The sequence below is a fragment of the Cytobacillus gottheilii genome (genome assembly GCF_900166665.1).
Lineage (GTDB): Bacteria > Bacillota > Bacilli > Bacillales > Cytobacillaceae > Cytobacillus > Cytobacillus gottheilii_A.
In genome coordinates this window covers 1384353-1401242 of the sequence record NZ_LT800494.1, presented here as the reverse complement: position 1 = coordinate 1401242, position 16890 = coordinate 1384353, and the positions used below count along the sequence as shown (strand labels likewise).

16 protein-coding genes are annotated in these 16890 nt (G+C 41.5%); 1 reads left to right on the top strand and 15 read right to left on the bottom strand.

Annotation, left to right across the window (positions count from 1 at the left end; translation table 11 throughout):
* Positions 1-17: 17 nt before the first annotated feature.
* Both mtnN and B7E07_RS06785 read right to left on the bottom strand, forming a co-directional pair.
* Positions 18-722: a 5'-methylthioadenosine/S-adenosylhomocysteine nucleosidase gene (mtnN, locus tag B7E07_RS06790; RefSeq protein ID WP_080849126.1), complete on the bottom strand. Its 705-nt coding sequence runs from the start codon at positions 720-722 to the stop codon at positions 18-20.
* 19 nt (positions 723-741) lie between these two features.
* Positions 742-1380 carry a class I SAM-dependent methyltransferase gene (locus tag B7E07_RS06785; protein WP_080844810.1) on the bottom strand — a complete coding sequence of 213 codons (639 nt, stop codon included), beginning with the start codon at positions 1378-1380 and terminating at the stop codon, positions 742-744.
* Between the two features lie 175 nt (positions 1381-1555).
* On the opposite strand from B7E07_RS06785, the gene B7E07_RS06780 reads away from it, so the two are divergent.
* Positions 1556-1759 (top strand): DUF2536 family protein, encoded by a 204-nt coding sequence (locus B7E07_RS06780; protein WP_080844808.1) that lies wholly within the window; start codon positions 1556-1558, stop codon positions 1757-1759.
* 175 nt (positions 1760-1934) lie between these two features.
* Here B7E07_RS06780 and B7E07_RS06775 read toward each other — a convergent pair whose 3' ends face one another.
* The 13 genes from B7E07_RS06775 to B7E07_RS06715 form a co-directional block, all read right to left on the bottom strand.
* Entirely contained in the window at positions 1935-2621 is a 687-nt protein-coding gene (locus tag B7E07_RS06775; protein WP_080844805.1) for a DUF1510 family protein, read from the bottom strand.
* Positions 2622-2821: 200 nt separating this feature from the next.
* Positions 2822-4588 carry a peptidoglycan D,D-transpeptidase FtsI family protein gene (locus B7E07_RS06770; protein ID WP_080844802.1) on the bottom strand — a complete coding sequence of 589 codons (1767 nt, stop codon included), beginning with the start codon at positions 4586-4588 and terminating at the stop codon, positions 2822-2824.
* A gap of 70 nt (positions 4589-4658) precedes the next feature.
* Positions 4659-5135 carry a transcription elongation factor GreA gene (greA, locus tag B7E07_RS06765; protein ID WP_080844800.1) on the bottom strand — a complete coding sequence of 159 codons (477 nt, stop codon included), beginning with the start codon at positions 5133-5135 and terminating at the stop codon, positions 4659-4661.
* Positions 5136-5335: 200 nt separating this feature from the next.
* Positions 5336-5971, bottom strand: a complete 636-nt coding sequence (gene udk, locus B7E07_RS06760; protein ID WP_080844798.1) for a uridine kinase — start codon at positions 5969-5971, stop codon at positions 5336-5338.
* A gap of 3 nt (positions 5972-5974) precedes the next feature.
* Positions 5975-7243, bottom strand: coding sequence for a peptidase U32 family protein (locus B7E07_RS06755; protein WP_080844797.1), 1269 nt, complete (start codon positions 7241-7243; stop codon positions 5975-5977).
* A gap of 215 nt (positions 7244-7458) precedes the next feature.
* The gene (locus tag B7E07_RS06750; protein WP_080844795.1) at positions 7459-8388 is read right to left on the bottom strand and encodes a peptidase U32 family protein; all 930 of its coding nucleotides are present in this window, start codon (positions 8386-8388) and stop codon (positions 7459-7461) included.
* Positions 8389-8393: 5 nt separating this feature from the next.
* Positions 8394-9065: an O-methyltransferase gene (locus B7E07_RS06745; RefSeq protein WP_080849125.1), complete on the bottom strand. Its 672-nt coding sequence runs from the start codon at positions 9063-9065 to the stop codon at positions 8394-8396.
* A gap of 756 nt (positions 9066-9821) precedes the next feature.
* Positions 9822-10955 (bottom strand): endolytic transglycosylase MltG, encoded by a 1134-nt coding sequence (gene mltG / locus B7E07_RS06740; RefSeq protein ID WP_080844794.1) that lies wholly within the window; start codon positions 10953-10955, stop codon positions 9822-9824.
* Between the two features lie 438 nt (positions 10956-11393).
* Positions 11394-11678 (bottom strand): DUF1292 domain-containing protein, encoded by a 285-nt coding sequence (locus B7E07_RS06735; protein ID WP_080844792.1) that lies wholly within the window; start codon positions 11676-11678, stop codon positions 11394-11396.
* 14 nt (positions 11679-11692) lie between these two features.
* Positions 11693-12109, bottom strand: coding sequence for a Holliday junction resolvase RuvX (gene ruvX / locus B7E07_RS06730; RefSeq protein ID WP_080844790.1), 417 nt, complete (start codon positions 12107-12109; stop codon positions 11693-11695).
* Positions 12110-12111: 2 nt separating this feature from the next.
* Positions 12112-12378, bottom strand: a complete 267-nt coding sequence (locus B7E07_RS06725) for an IreB family regulatory phosphoprotein (protein ID WP_066443228.1) — start codon at positions 12376-12378, stop codon at positions 12112-12114.
* Between the two features lie 114 nt (positions 12379-12492).
* The gene (gene alaS, locus B7E07_RS06720; RefSeq protein WP_080844786.1) at positions 12493-15126 is read right to left on the bottom strand and encodes an alanine--tRNA ligase; all 2634 of its coding nucleotides are present in this window, start codon (positions 15124-15126) and stop codon (positions 12493-12495) included.
* A 313-nt stretch (positions 15127-15439) separates the two neighbouring features.
* Positions 15440-16522, bottom strand: a complete 1083-nt coding sequence (locus B7E07_RS06715) for an AI-2E family transporter (protein WP_080844785.1) — start codon at positions 16520-16522, stop codon at positions 15440-15442.
* Positions 16523-16890: the final 368 nt, after the last annotated feature.

Here is a 16890-nt window from a genome sequence, read left to right as displayed (position 1 = left end):
CCAATCAATTCCTTTATTTAGCCATTATTTTTAATGGAAGAAGTGATGCTCATGACTAAGTTTGCTGAATGCAATGCTGCTGTTTCAAGAAACTTGTCAAATGAAATATCAGATTCCTTGCCGGCGATATCGGATAGAGATCGAATCACGACAAATGGAATGTTAAATTGATGACAAACCTGTGCAATTGCAGCTGCTTCCATTTCAACTGCCTGCAGATCTTCAAACTTTTCTCTCACTGCCTCTACACGGACAGGGTCGCTCATAAACGAATCTCCTGTTGCGATTAAGCCGCGCACTACCTGAATGTCGCCTGATTCCTTTGCACATTCCTCTGCAATTTTCACAAGCTTTTCATTTGCTGTAAAAGCGGCAGGCAGCTGTGGCACCTGACCATATTCATATCCAAATGCTGTTACATCCACATCATGGTGTCTTACTTCTGAAGAGATCACGACATCGCCGACATTCAGTTCTGGGTTTAATCCGCCAGCAGAACCTGTATTGATCACATAATCCGGCTTGAAGCGATCCAATAACACGGTTGTAGACATTGCTGCATTCACTTTCCCAATACCTGAACGAAGCAGGATCACGTCTGCTCCATCCATCTCACCTGTTGTATATTCACAGCCTGCAATTGTTTCGACTGATTGATTCGTTATTTTGTCTCTTAGAATTGTTACTTCTTCTTCCATTGCTCCGATAATTGCGATTTTCATTGTTTTAATTACCTCTTCCTTATTTTTTAACTCCTTCCATAATCCAGACAAAATCATTTACACGAGAAAATGTTAATGTAAAGTTGTTTTGTTCCATGAAGGCTTTTAAAACAGGGATGGTTGTGTAATATTCCCTTTGCAAGTCTTCAGCTAAATTATGGAAGCCGTTTTCCTGTGCAGAAGCAATTGCTTCCTCATATGCGTCCTTAGTTTCATACATTGTGTCCGCAAACACTATTTTACCACCAGAGGGAAGAAGTTTTCCATAATTGCTAATGGCATAACCTTTCTCTTCATCTGTCAGATGATGAAAAGCATAACTGCTGACAATCGTGTCCACCTGTCCTTTGATCGCAAAGTGCAGGAAATCGCCATCGAGAATTTCAGCTTCACCGGCTAGCTTGGTTTGTGCTACTTTTCTCATCGCGGGAGAAGGCTCGATCCCCGTAACAGTTAAGCCATTGTCTAATAGCTTCCTAGTCAGATTCCCTGTGCCCGGACCAAATTCCAACACCCTTCCAAAAGAGCGTTTCGCCACTTCCTCCAATAAATGATCATAATGCTTAAAGACTTCTTTATATTCAATATCATGCCCTGTAACGGTATCATCATAACTATCTGCCCAATTTTCAAAAAGCTCCAGAAATTCTTTTCCCATTTTGTACTCACTCTCCATAAACTTATAATTCCTATGAGTATACTATGAATTAAAACAAAACTTGTTCCCAATGTACCACAAGAAGTGGCAACTTTCAATTATCAACCCTTCTTTTCAAGAAATTTTTATTGTTATAAAATAAGCATAACATCATAACAGAGAGGATCTTAAACACATGAATATTCATTTTGACTATATTGAAGATAAAGTGGAATTTTTCGAAGCCGTCGACCTAAAAACACTGGAGGCAAAAATCAACGCCCAAATCGAGGAAAATAAACCTTTAATGCTGCGCGTTCACCATGTTGGCCATCAGATGCATGTGGATGAGAAAGGGAAAACTTTTTTTACGGCGGTTGTGCATTTTAAGGCAAAGTAGCAAGAAAAGTGTGGAAGGCGTTCACTCAGGGGTGACATCTCGAGTCTCTGGCGTCAGGAGTAAGATATATAGAAAAGCGGAAGTGGCTCGCTCAGCCTCGACACCACGAGGTGCTAGTCACTGGAGCTACACCTAAATAGCAAAAGCCACTCACATGAGTGGCTATTCTCTATCATTATTGAATCTCCCGCAGCTCTTCCACCTTCACCGGCTTCCAGCCTTCTCCGTCAATCCAATCAATATATACACGATAGTTTTCAGTTTGGTCTTTCGAGCGAACGGTTGCTACCGATTTATTGACGCCGTTATTGCCTAGGAACATAATGGTCATATTTTCTTCAGCTAAACCCGTCGCATAGGTGATCGCTTTCACGCTTTCCTGCCAGTCCACTGAACTTGAGTCATAAACCGCACCCGGGTGCTCCGTCTGCACAGTGCCTACTGGCTGCCACGCTGGATTTTCGATGGTGCGAATGATATTGGAATCTTCACTGCCCTCTGTAACCACTTCCTGACTGGAATCAGCTGGCGCTACTTCATCAGTAGTTTCTTCTTCATTTTCTTCGTTTTCACTTCCAGACGTTTCCTGATCTTCTGGAGTCTCTTCATCTTCAGTGTCAGATGGTTCCGTTACCTTCTCTGTGGTGTCCGCAGGTTCATTTTCATTGGTTTCTGTTGTCTGTTCTTCATTTTCCGCCCCGTTTGCTGCCTGATTATCCTTGTCATTTCCTGAAAAAACGGCATAGGAAACAATGATGATAAGCAATAGCACTACTGCAATTAAACTATTTAAAATAATATTGGTTTTTTTACGCTTTGATCGTTTTCCGTATCTGGAATATTCCTCGTGATTGCCTTTCATCGTGTTCTCCTCCCAAAAGACATTCTATTAGCAGTTCTTACTGATGCTAAGACCGCACCCTAAAGTGCTGAAAACCATTCTATCATGTTTATAGCAAAAACAAAAAGGTTCCTACTTCACAGGCTATTTGCACCAGTTATAATCTTCTCCTGCACTTATATATGACGGAAAAGGCAGTCCAAAAGTTTCATTTTTTCAAATTAGCTGCTCTCCTGATCGTATTCATACAGCTTTTCCACCATTTCAGCAAATAGCGGATTTACCCCTCCTGAGTCAGCAGGCACATCCAAGTTAACTGTTACCAGAGCATATTTCGGCTGATCATATGGAAAATATCCCGCAAACCATTTATTATGGAGCTCAACTTCACCTGACATTGCACCTGTTTGAGCAGTCCCCGATTTTCCAGCTACAGCATATGGCAAGTTTTGAAACCATCTGCCTGTTCCTTCTTCATCTAGCACAACCTCCCTAAGCAGCTTTTGCATATTGATTGCGGTATAAGGTGAGAGATTGTCACCAGCAATTGGTTTCTCCTTAAATTCAAGCAGAGACGTATGATTTTTATATTCCACTCCGGAAGCAACTCGCACCATTTCTTTTTTTCCGCCCCTCGCTATCGCTGCCATCATATTTGCAACCGCAAGCGGTGTTGCGCGGACCTCATGCTGACCAATCCCTGTTAAGCCGACGAAATTACTGTCTTTTCTCGCATCATCTGATAAAAACACTCTGCCTTCATCTTCATCCTGCAGCTGATGAAAATCTTCAAAATGATAGATATCTCCATGCCAGCCAACGCCGCCTGTCAGAGAAAGTTTTTCGGCATACTCTTCCAATATATGCGGATCAATTTCTTTTAATTCTTTTGCTAGTGTGGCAAATGTAATATTACAGCTTCTCGCAAAACTATCATTAAAATTCAGCATGCCATGATCATAATTCATATCAGGCTCTCCTGTAATCGTTTTGCTGCAATCAAACAGGCGGCTGGAGTCTGCCAGTTGGTAATCAATCGCTGCTGCAGCCACAACTGTTTTAAAAACAGAACCCATAATTTGCTGTTTCACCATCAGATTTTCGGTTCCCCCAGTTTCTTCTTCAAAAGGGTTACTTTTATTAATAGAAGGCCGTGACACTGAAGCAAGAACAGAATTGGTTTCAATATCGATTAAAACTAAACCGCCTCTCTGTATTTCATGCTTGTCTGTAACTTCTTCGGCTATAGCCTGAATATCATGATCAAGTGTCGTCCGAATATTAACCGGATAGTAAGGGTTTGCAGGTTCAACGTATTTAACATCGATCCCAAACAATGGTCCTCCTATGGCATCCACATGATAAACGAGCTTAGAATTTCCCTCTGGGAGCAGAAACTCATCGAAGCTTTTCTCCATTCCGGTTACACCAACCATCGTATCTTCAGAAAGCTGCTTGTCAGGATATCGCTGCTGAACAACCTCTTTGTTCATACTGGTAATGCCAATTAATTGTTCAGCGGGATTATCCAGAAGATGATATTTCTTATCTACCGCAAAAACGCCTGGAATTTGCAGCTCGTTGATTTGCTGCATTTGCACACTTGTCAGCTCCAGTGGCTTGGGACTCCCAAAAGCAATTGGCTCCTTTGCCTGTTCAACCGCATATCTTAATGCATATTCAGACGCTCCTGTTATATCAGAAACCTGCTTCACATTCCAATCCATGTTTGCTAAAAAAGGAAATAGTATGAGTACTGGTTTGTATGTATGTGTAAGCGGGTCTCCATGACGATCTACAAAATTGCCTCTGCCGGTATCCAGAATCATTTCTTGTGATCTCTGCTGCACACTGGCCTCTAATAAATTGATTCCATTCTCTGTAAAATTTTCAGTTTGAAGCAACTGGATCTGTGCGAGTCTTCCTAACAAAACAGACAGCAGGACTATACAAGCAGCTAATATAAATACAGCTCTTTTTCTCCACATAAAAAACACCTCGTCAAAAGTTTTGACGAGGTTTTGTTTTTTCAAACTTATTAAAATAAAATAAAACCGCTTACTTAATGGTAACGATGCGGACGTTCATGTCACCGCCTGGTGTTTGAACGGTTACTTCGTCTCCAACTTTGCGTCCAAGTAAGCTTTTCGCGATTGGAGAATCGTTTGAGATTTTCCCATCGAAAGGATCAGCTTCAGCGCTTCCCACGATTGTGTATGTTTCTTCATCACCATCTGGAAGTTCAATGAATGTAACGGAACGGCCTAAAGAAACGCCATCTGTGCTCATATCTTCTTCTTCAATTATTTTCGCATTACGGATCATATTTTCAAGCGTTGTGATTCTGCCTTCAACAAATGCTTGCTCCTCTTTTGCAGAATCATACTCAGAGTTTTCTGATAGATCACCGAAACTGCGGGCAATCTTAATTCTTTCAACTACTTCTTTACGCTTTACTGATTTTAATTGTTCTAATTCTTGTTCAAGCTTTTCTTTTCCAGCTTGTGTCATTGGAAATACTTTTTCTGTAGCCAAGATCTTCACTCCTTCTGTATTCACACACCCAAAGGGGCATTTGTGTCAAAATGTATGTACACTGTTCACATTTTAGTTAAAATGCACAGGAGCGCGTCCTTTTAAAAAGGGCGCGCATTATTTCATCCATTATAAAGCATTAACACGATGTGTCAATCCTTTTAAGAAAATATGTTCCTTACATTTTCTATGCTATTGTTTCATAAAATAGACTTTTGTTCAAGAATTGTTTTGATTTTTGTGACCATTAAGTCAATCGCCACATGATTATGACCACCCTCAGGGATAATCACATCGGCATATCTCTTCGTAGGCTCAATAAATTGATTATGCATTGGGCGCACAACATTCACATATTGTTCAATAACAGAGTCCATTGAACGTCCACGCTCTTTAATGTCTCTAAACAAACGGCGAATTATGCGCAAATCTGCATCTGTATCAACAAAAAGCTTGATATCCATGAGATTACGTAGGCGTTCGTCCTCTAAAACTAAAATACCTTCTAGAATAATAACATCCTTCGGTTCAACCATGATAAATTCATCTGATCTTGTATGCATCGCATAATCATAGACCGGTTTAGCGATCTCCTCATGATTAAGCAATTTTTGAATATGTTCGATAAGCAGATCATTATCAAATGCAAGAGGATGATCATAATTCGTTTTTAAGCGTTCCTCAAAGGGAAGGTGCCCCTGATCTTTATAATAGTAATCTTGTTCAAGCAATAAAATTGAATGCCCTTTAAAGCTTTCATAGATAGATTTTGTAACGCTTGTCTTTCCAGAGCCGGAGCCCCCCGCTACACCGATAACAACTGGTTTGCGATTCATTGGTTAAATCTCCTTCCGCATCATGTTATTCGGGTAAACGGGCTGATCCACTTTGAAATGTACAATTTGTAATGGATGACGAGCTGCATCCAATTCATTTCCTTTTTCGTCCCAAATTTTATCCACAACAACCTTGAAGTTTTCAATTTCCGGACCAAAGAATTCAACCTCTTCACCCGGTTTAAAGAAGTTACGCTGCTGCAGTGTAACCACTTGTGTTTCTTCATTATAGTCAAGAACAAGGCCGGCAAAATCAAAGTTCGTTTTCTTACTATGGTTGCCAAACATTTGCTCCTGAACCCCAGGCACGCCCTCAAAAAAGGCTGGAGCTGTCTCTCTGTTCGCACATTTATCAAGCTCTTTAAGCCATTCCGGCCGAATCACAAAATTTTCTGGGTCTGCACAGTAAGCGTCAATCACTTTGCGGTATATGCTGACAACTGTCGCAATATAGTGAATAGACTTCATTCTGCCTTCAATTTTTAAGCTGTCAATGCCCATTTCAATCATGCGCGGAATCGATTCAATCAGCTTCAAATCCTTAGGACTCATTGCAAATGGTGCATCTACCTCAGTGAAAAGCGGAACCTCTTTTTCATCCTCGAGCTGATATAAATCATAATCCCAGCGGCAAGACTGACAGCATCCGCCGCGGTTGGAATCACGTGCTGTCATATGATTGCTCAGCGTACAGCGTCCAGAATAAGCAATACACATCGCACCATGAATAAAGGTTTCAATTTCAATATCAACCTTTTCCTTCATTTCCTGAATGTCCTCTGCACTTGTTTCACGGGCAAGCACGACACGCTCTAAGCCTTCTTCTTTCCAAAATTGTACGGCTCTCCAGTTAGACAGTGACTGCTGCGTGCTTAAATGCACCTCAACATCCGGCGCTACACGGCGGCATGTTTCGATAATAAGCGGATCTGCAACAATAATGCCTGCCACTCCAGCTTCTTGTAATCCTTTTAAATAGTCTTCAAGACCATCAATATTTTCATTATGTGCAAAAATATTGGTTGTTACATATATTTTCGCACCATACTTGCGGGCAAATTCAACGCCCTCTTTCATTTCCTCAAACGTAAAGTTGCCTGCATTTGAACGAAGGCCATATTCCTGACCGCCAATAAAAACAGCATCTGCTCCATAATGCACAGCGATTTTTAGTTTTTCCAGATTTCCTGCTGGCGCAAGAAGCTCTGGCTTTTTCACAATGACACGCTTTCCATCGACGATTTCTGAAACTCTATCACTCAAAGTCGTCATATGCTGCCTCCTTCTGCTAATAAAAGCTGTTGCAGTAATTATACTTCCTAATTAATTCCCATTTCATGGTGCTCGGTTTCCGCAGGGCGGGTGCGCGCTCCTCGTGGCACTAGCTCCTGCGAGGTCTCACCTTCCCACTCCTTCCGCAGGAATCTCGTGCCATTCCGTTCCAGGTAACAAATGGTCAGTTACAGCAACATTCTTATAAAATTATGTTAATAAACAGTTTCTTTAAAGAAAAATCCTGTATCAAGCGATCTGTTTGCCGGCTGAATTTCTTCAATCTGCTGCAGCAGCTCGTCTTTTATGTCTTCATAAGCGTCCGGATCTTCAATGCAAATGTCGATTGCTTTGCGGTACAATCCAGCTACGAAAGTAATATACTCTTCACTTTTTAAAATTCCATCAATTTTAAAAGAATCAATGCCAGCTTCCATTAGCTCCTGAAGCTCATCAATGATGCAGATATCATTTGGACTCATGATATGTGTGCCATTTTCATCTTCAAAAATCGGATATTTGTTTTCACGTTCTTTATCATGGAGGAACATATTCTCTTCCTGTGCTCTATTTTCAACTTTTAATGCTTTCCCCTGATACTCATAGTAGTTTCCTAGCAGGGAACGCTTTGATTGGAACATCGCTGTCATGCCATGCACTTGAACTTCAATTTCCACTTCTGCATGTTCTTTAATTTCAATAATGGCATCCATATTAATTTCCCGGGCAAGAACCGCTCGTTTTGACCCTTTTCTGCCCCAATAGTTACATGTATACCAGTTCGTCGCAGTGGTTTCAGTATTCCAATGAAGCTTCATATTTGGCGCAGCTGCTTTCGCTGCCATCAGAACAGCTGGATCTCCATAAATAACAGCATCAGCTTGTACATCATCTAAAAAGGAGATATACTCATCAAGCTCTGCTACACGGTCATTATGGAAAATCGCATTCATGGCTACATACACTTTTTTCCCATGAGCATGTGCAAGTTCGATTGCTTGTTTCACGTCTTTTCTGGAAAATTCAGCTGCCAGCCGCAGACCATAACGTTGTTCACCAATTACAAAAGCATCTGCTCCGGCAGAAATTAACTCTTCAATATGCTGAATTGACTTAGGCGTCACTAATAATTCAGGCTTTTTCATATTCTTCACCTCTTTTTACTGATTGCAATTCCGTCACCAACAGGAAGAATCACAGTGTCGTAATCTTCATGTGACATAAGCCATTCGTTAAACGCATTTATTTTTTTCACTAAGCTGCGGATTCGCTTATTTTCAATCTCATCCTCACACACAAGCCCTTTAAATAAAACATTATCCGTCACAATGACTCCATCATCTTTTAAAAATGGGGCATACATTTCGAAGAATCGCTGATACTGCCCTTTAGCCGCATCAATAAAGATGGCATCATAAGGTCCATGATGCTCTACCTCCTGCTCCAGTTCAAGCGCATCTCCTGCCAGCTGAATGATTTGCTCTTCCCGTCCTGATCGCTGGATATATTGCCTGGCGAGTTTAATTCGTTCTTCGTCTCTTTCTAATGTGACAATTTTGCTTTCAGGTAAAGCTAATGCCATTCGAAGTGCAGAATAACCAATTGCCGTTCCGACCTCCAAAATGGAGCTTGCCTGCTGAATTCTTAATAACTGAAGCAATGCTTCAATTCCGACCAATTCCATAATGGGAACGCCATTTTCCTCTGCATACTGTTCCATTTCCATCAGCAGCGGAGAGCGTTCCTTCGTTAATTTTTCTATATAAGTATGCAGCTTATCATTTTGCAAACTGCCCTCACCTCTTATTATCCATTTAGACATGAAAAAATAGCGTTCACTGGAGCATGTACAAAAGCAGCACTTTTGCAAAAAACGAGCCATTCGGCCCACACCGTGATTGACGCTATCGTCTACTCTATAAACACCTCAACTATTTTACCATAAATTCCGAAAAGCGCAAGGGGCTTGACCAGCCCCGACAAGCATAAGGCGAGCCGGCCGGAAGGTTGTTCTTTAACCTTCTGGCCGGATTGACTTATGACCTCGAGGGGCTAGCCCCTGGAGCTAGACAACAAGAAAAGTGCAAGAGCCTCGGTCAGCCCCGACAAGCTTAAGACGAGCCAGGCGGAAGGTCGTTCTTTGACCTTTTGACTGGATTGGCTTAAGACCTCGAGGGGCTAGGCTCTGGAACTAGACAACAAGAAAAGTGCAAGGGGCTGGTGATTCAAGGGACGCAAATGAAAAATACTCGCTATGTATGTAAACAAGTAGCTGGGACAAAACGAAATTAATATTCAACATCTTGGTTTGGGTATTTTAACAAGTCCGTTCCACCTGCGCTTCGGACTCTCGCTTTCCGTGGGGAGGAAGCTGAGCCTCCTCGAAGCTAAAGCTTCTGCGGGGTCTCACCTTTTCCTCTATTGCCCACAGGAGTCGAGTGTCCTCCGTTCCATTTCACTCATGTTAATAATATATATTTAATAATCATAAATAAAAAACCGAATGATAGAAAGATGACCTTCCTACCATTCGGTTCTATGGATGTGTTAAATCCTTATTTCCCAAACTCATTGTATTCTACTGATTCGTTATATGCTCTGCTTTCTTCTGGTTATGTTCATCTAATGTAGTAGAGAATAACACTTCGCCAGTTCCTGTTGCCAGGAAGTACAGGTAATCAGTTTCTGATGGATATAGTGCAGCTTCTATAGAGGATACACCCGCATTTGCGATTGGACCTGGCGTTAGTCCAGTATTTTGATACGTATTGTATGGGGAGTCAATTTCTAGATGTTCATACAATACTCGATCTAAATGCTCGCCATGTGCATATAAAACGGTTGGGTCTGTCTGAAGCGGCATGCCCGTTTCCATTCTGTTATAAAAAACACTTGAGATAGATTCTCTGTCTACCTGTTCTGTTGCTTCTTCTTCAATTAATGATGCCATGGTCAGCAGCTCATGCACCGTCATCCCCTGGGCATCCATCTCACCTACATATTCATTAACAACTGAATTGGTTTTATCCAGCATCACCGTAACCATTTCTTCTACAGTTGGATCTTCTTTATAGAACGGATAAGTTGCTGGGAATAAATAGCCTTCTAGCGGATAAAGGACGTTTTCATTTAGTATTTCATCAGTTAATAGATTTGGATAGTCGGCCATTAATGATTCAATAAATGCTTGGTCGTTAAGCTGTTCGAATACAGCTTCTGTTTCCTGGCCAATTTTCTCTCCAATAATGCCGGCAATTTGCTCAAGCTGTTTTCCTTCTGGGATTGTCATCTGGAATACAACCTCATCCATTACTGAACCTGTTTTTAAACTGCCGATAATTTCATCTAAAGTCATTGAAGGCTTCATATCATAGGTGCCTGCCATAAAGCCTGATTCATTTTTAAGCTTGACATAATACTTAAAAACACGAGCATCTTTAATAATTCCATTGTCTTCTAATACTTGTGCAATTCCTGTAACAGAATAACCAATTGGAATTTCAACTTGCTTTTCTGTATTGTTTTCAGGATCCGCAGGCTTGATAGCTGAGTTAATATACAAATATCCTCCGCCAACTATTCCTCCAATAATGAGAATTAACACAATTGTTGTGATAAACACAATCTTTCTTACCACTTTTGCTTCACTTTGCCGTTCAGTCAACTTTTGGCGAATAAATGATTTTTTATCTTTCGTTTCATTTGATGACAAACGATTTTCCCTCCTACTTAACGGGCGGCTGTTATTCTTTTTATAAACCTTTCCTCTTAGAATCAAGGATGTGCCCTTCTGCTCTCATATCTCGCATTATTATACTATATTTTCGGAATGAAGTCGCAAATTATTACAATTCCCATGAACAAATTACAATAATCTCCAATAATTAAGGCATCTTTTGTCGATATGAACAAATTTCGACCACCCTTTCCTTTTTAAAACTTTGTTCTTTGTAAAAGATTATTGTATCTAGACAAGTTTTCTATTTGACAAAAGACCAGTTGATTTGGGCATCCTAGAGCGTAAATCAATGTGGCGAAAACTGCCTAAATCTTCTATCTATGAGCTAAGTCAAAGAAACTTTTCTTGGCTGCTACTTATTTCCTGAAGGCACAAAAAAGCCTCCAGATATAATCTGAAGGCTTTTTCTTTTTATTCTTCTTCTTGCTCTGCTAAGAAAGTGTTGAGCATCTCTTCGATAAGATCCCACTCTTCATCAGTTTCAATCGGCTGAAGCTCGCCATCTGTATAGTCATCGCTAGGAATGAACGCAGATGCATGAATTTCAATTTCTTCTTCATCATCTTCTTCGCCAATTGGATAGTACAAAACATATGATTTGCCGAACTCGTCTGAGTTAAATGTAAATAGCACTTCGCAAAGCTGCTCGTTGCCTTCTTCGTCTACTACTGTAATATTTTTTTCACCGTGATCCATTTTCTTTCACCTCATTAATTTTGGCTATTCAAAAAGCCTTGTAAAATCATGACGGCAGCCATTTTGTCAATGACTTGCTTGCGCTTCTTTCGGCTGACATCTGCTTCTAAAAGTACGCGCTCTGCTGCCATTGTGGTAAGACGCTCGTCCCATAGAACAACAGGCAGACCGAAGAGCTTCTCAAGCTCGCTCCCGTAGAACTGGCTTGCTTCGCCGCGCGGGCCAACAGTACCGTTCATATTCTTCGGGAAGCCAACAACAATTTTACTGACTTCATGTTCTTTAATAATTTCACCAATACGATCAAATCCAAACTGCTTTTCTTCTTCATTGATCTTTATGGTTTCTAAGCCTTGCGCTGTCCATCCAAACGCATCGCTTATTGCGACGCCGACTGTTTTCGAGCCGACATCTAATCCCATCGTCCGCATGATTATCCCTCTCGCTGCTGTTTCAAGTATGATTTGACAAGTTCTTCAATAATTTCATCCCGTTCCAGCTTGCGGATCACATTACGTGCGTCCTTATGGCGTGGAATATAAGCAGGATCTCCTGAAAGCAGATAACCGACGATCTGGTTAATTGGGTTGTACCCTTTTTCCTGAAGCGCTCCATACACTTGGAAAAGGACATCATTCACATCCTGTTCGATCGGTTCCTCAGGAAAGTTGAATCTCATTGTTTTATCAAATGAGCTCATTTTTTACACCTCGCTTTACCATTTGAGCGATATATTCGTCGTCACGCACAGAATCAACATTCTAGAGCTTGACCACTGATGGTTACCTACATTTTACACTACTTTTGCCTAAGATCAAATGGATTTCACCCATTCAGCCGCGAATTGCAGTGCTTCTTCAAGCTTTTCAGGATCTTTGCCGCCTGCCTGAGCCATATCTGGACGGCCGCCGCCACCGCCACCGCAGCGGGAAGCTACTTCTTTGACTAACTTTCCAGCATGATATCCATTTTTAATCAGATCTTCTGTTACACCAGCAATTAAATTTACTTTCCCCTCATTTGCGCTGCCTAAAACGACAATCGCTGAACCAAGCTTTTTCTTTAGGTCATCCGCCATGTTACGAAGATTGTTCATGTCAGAAGCCTGTACTCTTGCGGAAAGCAGCTTGACTCCATTGATTTCCTGCGCCATGTCGACAAGACTTCCTGCTTCAATGTTCCCCAGCTTAGCCGCTAATGATTCATTTTCCCGTTGAATCTGCTTCATTTCTCCTAGAAGAACATCAATTCTTGATGGAACATCTTTTGGATTTGTTTTTAATTTTGAAGCAGCATCTTTAAGGGTAATGATTTGCTCGTTCATCAACGCATATGCACCTTCACCTGTTACCGCTTCAATTCTGCGTGTTCCTGCGCCAATACCGCTTTCTGATTGGATTTTAAATAAGCCAATCACAGATGTGTTTGGAACATGGCATCCGCCGCAAAGCTCCAGGCTGTATTCGCCGATTTGAACAACACGGACCACTTTGCCGTATTTTTCACCAAACAATGCCATTGCACCCATTGCTTTTGCCTCTTCAATGCCTTTGTTCTCAATATTCACTTGAAGGCTATGCCAAATCTTTTCGTTAACAATTTGTTCAATCTTTTCTATTTCTTCAGCCGTAATTTGACCGAAGTGTGAAAAGTCAAAGCGAAGGCGATCTGGCTCAACAAGGGAACCTGCCTGATTTACATGCGCTCCTAAAACATCTTTTAATGCCTGATGAAGCAAGTGAGTAGCTGTGTGATTCTTAATAATCTTAGAGCGATTAAATGCATCCACTACTGCCTTCACAGAACTATTCACCTTTAACGTTCCTTTTGAAACGACTGCACGGTGCAGATTTTGTCCGTTTGGAGCTTTTTGTACGTCTTTTACATGTACGGTCACTCCTTCAGCTTCCAGAGTTCCTCTATCAGCGATTTGTCCGCCGCTTTCAGCATAGAAAGGCGTTTGATTTAAAATAAATTGAACCTCGTCACCTTCTGCTGCTTCATCTGCGAATTGGCCATCCTTAATAATCGCCAAAACGTTTGCTTCGCTATAAAGATTTTCGTAGCCGACAAACTCACTCTTTTCTTTATAATCCCCAAGTACACCTTCCTGCACCTGCATGGAATCAACATCCTGCCGAGCAGAACGTGCACGGTCCCGCTGCAGTTCCATCTCACGCTCAAAGCCATCATGATCGATTGTCATGCCTTCCTCTTCAGCGTACTCTTCTGTTAATTCAACCGGGAAGCCGTATGTGTCATAAAGGCGGAATACATCTGAACCTTGGATCACCGTACTTCCTTTCTCTTTTTCACCTTTTATAACCGTAGAAAGAATCGCCAATCCTTCGTTTAATGTCTCATGGAAACGCTCTTCTTCGTTTTTAATTACTTTTTGGATAAAATCTTTTCCTTCTGAAACCTGCGGATAGAAGTCCTTCATCACATCGCCGACCACGTCAACTAACTCAAACATGAACGGACGGTTAATTTGAATTTGCTTCGCATAACGAACCGCTCTTCTCAAAAGCCTTCTTAAAACATAGCCTCGACCTTCATTGGATGGCAATGCTCCATCGCCAATCGCAAAAGCAACCGTACGAATGTGGTCTGCAATGACCTTAAAGGCCACATCTGCCTCTTTGTTTTCACCATATTTCACGCCGGAAATTTCTTCAGTAGCATTGATGATTGGCATAAAGAGGTCTGTATCAAAGTTTGTTGGCACATTTTGCACAACAGAGGCCATACGCTCAAGACCCATACCTGTATCAATATTTTTCTTTGGCAGCGGTGTGTATGTACCATCTGGATTATGGTTGAACTCAGAGAACACCAAATTCCAAACTTCTAAATATCTTTCATTTTCTCCGCCTGGGTATAATTCTGGATCATTCTCATCGTTTCCATACTCTGGACCGCGATCATAAAAGATTTCTGTGTTCGGACCGCTTGGGCCTTCTCCGATATCCCAGAAATTCCCCTCTAAACGAATGATGCGCTCTTCTGGAACCCCGATTTTTTCACGCCAGATGCTGTATGCCTCATCATCCTCAGGATGAATCGTTACCGAAAGCTTTTCTTCTTCAAAGCCAATCCATTTCTCTGACGTAAGAAATTCCCACGCGAACTCAATGGCTTCTTCTTTAAAATAGTCGCCAATTGAAAAGTTCCCTAGCATCTCAAAGAATGTATGGTGACGAGCTGTTTTCCCTACGTTTTCAATATCATTTGTACGTATTGATTTTTGAGCATTCGTGATACGCGGATTCTCAGGCACTACGCGGCCGTCAAAGTATTTTTTCAATGTTGCTACACCACTGTTGATCCACAAAAGGGACGGATCCTCATGGGGTACAAGGGAAGCACTTGGTTCAATGGCATGCCCTTTTTCCTTAAAGTACTCTAAAAAGAGGCGGCGAATATCTGATCCTGATAAATTCTTCATCTTTATTCCTCCATAGTTATAATCTTTTGAAAATACAAAAAGCCCTCATCCCAAAACAGGGACGAGGACTATACTCGCGGTACCACCCTGATAATAACAGAGCATGTCCTCTGTTATCTCTCAGATCCTTAACGCGGATAACGGCAGGGATTAGCTGCATTCAGGATTAGCGTTCTGTTATCCTTCACCCAGGGATTCTTCCAGCCATGGAATCCCCTCTCTATGTAGTGGTCTATAACATACTTGTTCCATCAATATGTTTTCAGTATAAATTCATTTATAAGCGCATTATAGCGATAAGAAAGGCGGTTTGTCAATGCTTCACAGGCTCTCGCTCCCTCTTTTTTGAAAAATGCTTTTTGGCGTGCAGAAGGCTGACTTTTATGACCGCCAGAATCGGAACAGCAATAATCAGGCCGATGATTCCGGCTGCCTCTCCCCCTGCTAAAAGTGCAAGCATGATCACGAGCGGATGCATATGAAGACTATGGCCCATAATGAAAGGGGAAAGTACATTACCCTCAAGAAACTGCAAAACGAGCACAATCCCAATGGCGATCAATACCATTTTCGTAGACATGGTTGCTGCAATGATGACAGCCGGTACTGCTCCAATAATGGGACCAAAATAAGGAATGACATTAGTTATGCCAATAATCAGACCTAAAAGAAGGGAATAGTTAATTCCAAACAGCCAAAACAAAATGGCTGACAAGGAACCTATGATGATACAAACAAGCAGCTGACCGCGGATATAGCTGCCCAATGACTTATCAACATCTTTTAAAAACAACAGTCCTTCTTTTCGCCACCTGCGCGGTGTTAAATACCAAACCGCCTTTTTTACGAGCGGATAATCTTTTAACAAGTAAAAAGAAATAAATGGAATCAGTAAGATCATGACAATATCATTGACAAAATTCATCAGCACAGCCAAGATCTTCGTCAGCAACTTGTCTAACGTTTCCTCAGCCGCTGTAATTCCGCTATCCACTCTTGTCTGTAATCCTTCTGGCCACATTGAAGTTTTCTGCTGAATAATTTGAGTCCAGCTTCGATATTGCTCGCTAAATTGCGGAGCACTTTCCGCCAAGTCTCTAAGCTGATGAATAAAGGCTGGAATTCCTTTATACAGAGCGAATCCTATTCCTCCGAAGAAAATTATATAGATTATGCAAATGGCCACACCCCGATGCATCCCTGTTTCATGCAGACGCTCCACAATCGGATGAAGCAAATATGTAATAAACGCACCGATGATAAACGGAATTAATACAGCTAGAAAAATATCCAACACCGGATGCCATAATGTCTTCAATTTTAAAAAAACAAAAATAACAATAAATAAAAGCAGCAAAAACCCTAATCGGTAAAACCACTTTATAGGGATATTCATTGAAGTCGCCCCCTCACTGGATAGTGTGAGAGAGAAGAGGGAGAATCATACATTTATTTTGGATGGGGGGTGTTTTTCTGCGCTTTTTGTTTCTGTCGGGGTGGATTTTTTGGGGTGGCGGGCCATTTGCTCCTTCTTTGGTTCCCTTCAACACCAATTTTCACGGCTGACGCGCACATGCTCCTTCTTTTGTTTCTTTCACCATCGAATTTCACAGCTGGCGGACACTTTGCTTCTTCTTTTGTTCCCTTCACCGCCGATTTTTTCGGCTGACGGGCACTTAACCTCTTCTTTAGTTCCCTTTAGCATCAATTTTCCCGGCTGGCGGGCACTTAACCCCTTCTTTAGTTCCCTCCACCATCAATTTT

Coding starts and splice junctions, on each gene's coding strand:
- ruvX (WP_080844790.1), bottom strand. CDS start 12,109: ATGCGGACGATGGGATTAGATGTCGGCTCGAAAACAGTCGGCGTCGCA.
- B7E07_RS06775 (WP_080844805.1), bottom strand. CDS start 2,621: ATGAAAGGCAATCACGAGGAATATTCCAGATACGGAAAACGATCAAAG.
- B7E07_RS06715 (WP_080844785.1), bottom strand. CDS start 16,522: ATGAATATCCCTATAAAGTGGTTTTACCGATTAGGGTTTTTGCTGCTT.
- B7E07_RS06750 (WP_080844795.1), bottom strand. CDS start 8,388: ATGAAAAAGCCTGAATTATTAGTGACGCCTAAGTCAATTCAGCATATT.
- B7E07_RS06785 (WP_080844810.1), bottom strand. CDS start 1,380: ATGGGAAAAGAATTTCTGGAGCTTTTTGAAAATTGGGCAGATAGTTAT.
- B7E07_RS06755 (WP_080844797.1), bottom strand. CDS start 7,243: ATGACGACTTTGAGTGATAGAGTTTCAGAAATCGTCGATGGAAAGCGT.
- B7E07_RS06735 (WP_080844792.1), bottom strand. CDS start 11,678: ATGGATCACGGTGAAAAAAATATTACAGTAGTAGACGAAGAAGGCAAC.
- udk (WP_080844798.1), bottom strand. CDS start 5,971: ATGAATCGCAAACCAGTTGTTATCGGTGTAGCGGGGGGCTCCGGCTCT.
- B7E07_RS06745 (WP_080849125.1), bottom strand. CDS start 9,065: ATGTCTAAATGGATAATAAGAGGTGAGGGCAGTTTGCAAAATGATAAG.
- B7E07_RS06780 (WP_080844808.1), top strand. CDS start 1,556: ATGAATATTCATTTTGACTATATTGAAGATAAAGTGGAATTTTTCGAA.
- B7E07_RS06770 (WP_080844802.1), bottom strand. CDS start 4,588: ATGTGGAGAAAAAGAGCTGTATTTATATTAGCTGCTTGTATAGTCCTG.
- mtnN (WP_080849126.1), bottom strand. CDS start 722: ATGAAAATCGCAATTATCGGAGCAATGGAAGAAGAAGTAACAATTCTA.
- alaS (WP_080844786.1), bottom strand. CDS start 15,126: ATGAAGAATTTATCAGGATCAGATATTCGCCGCCTCTTTTTAGAGTAC.
- B7E07_RS06725 (WP_066443228.1), bottom strand. CDS start 12,378: ATGAGCTCATTTGATAAAACAATGAGATTCAACTTTCCTGAGGAACCG.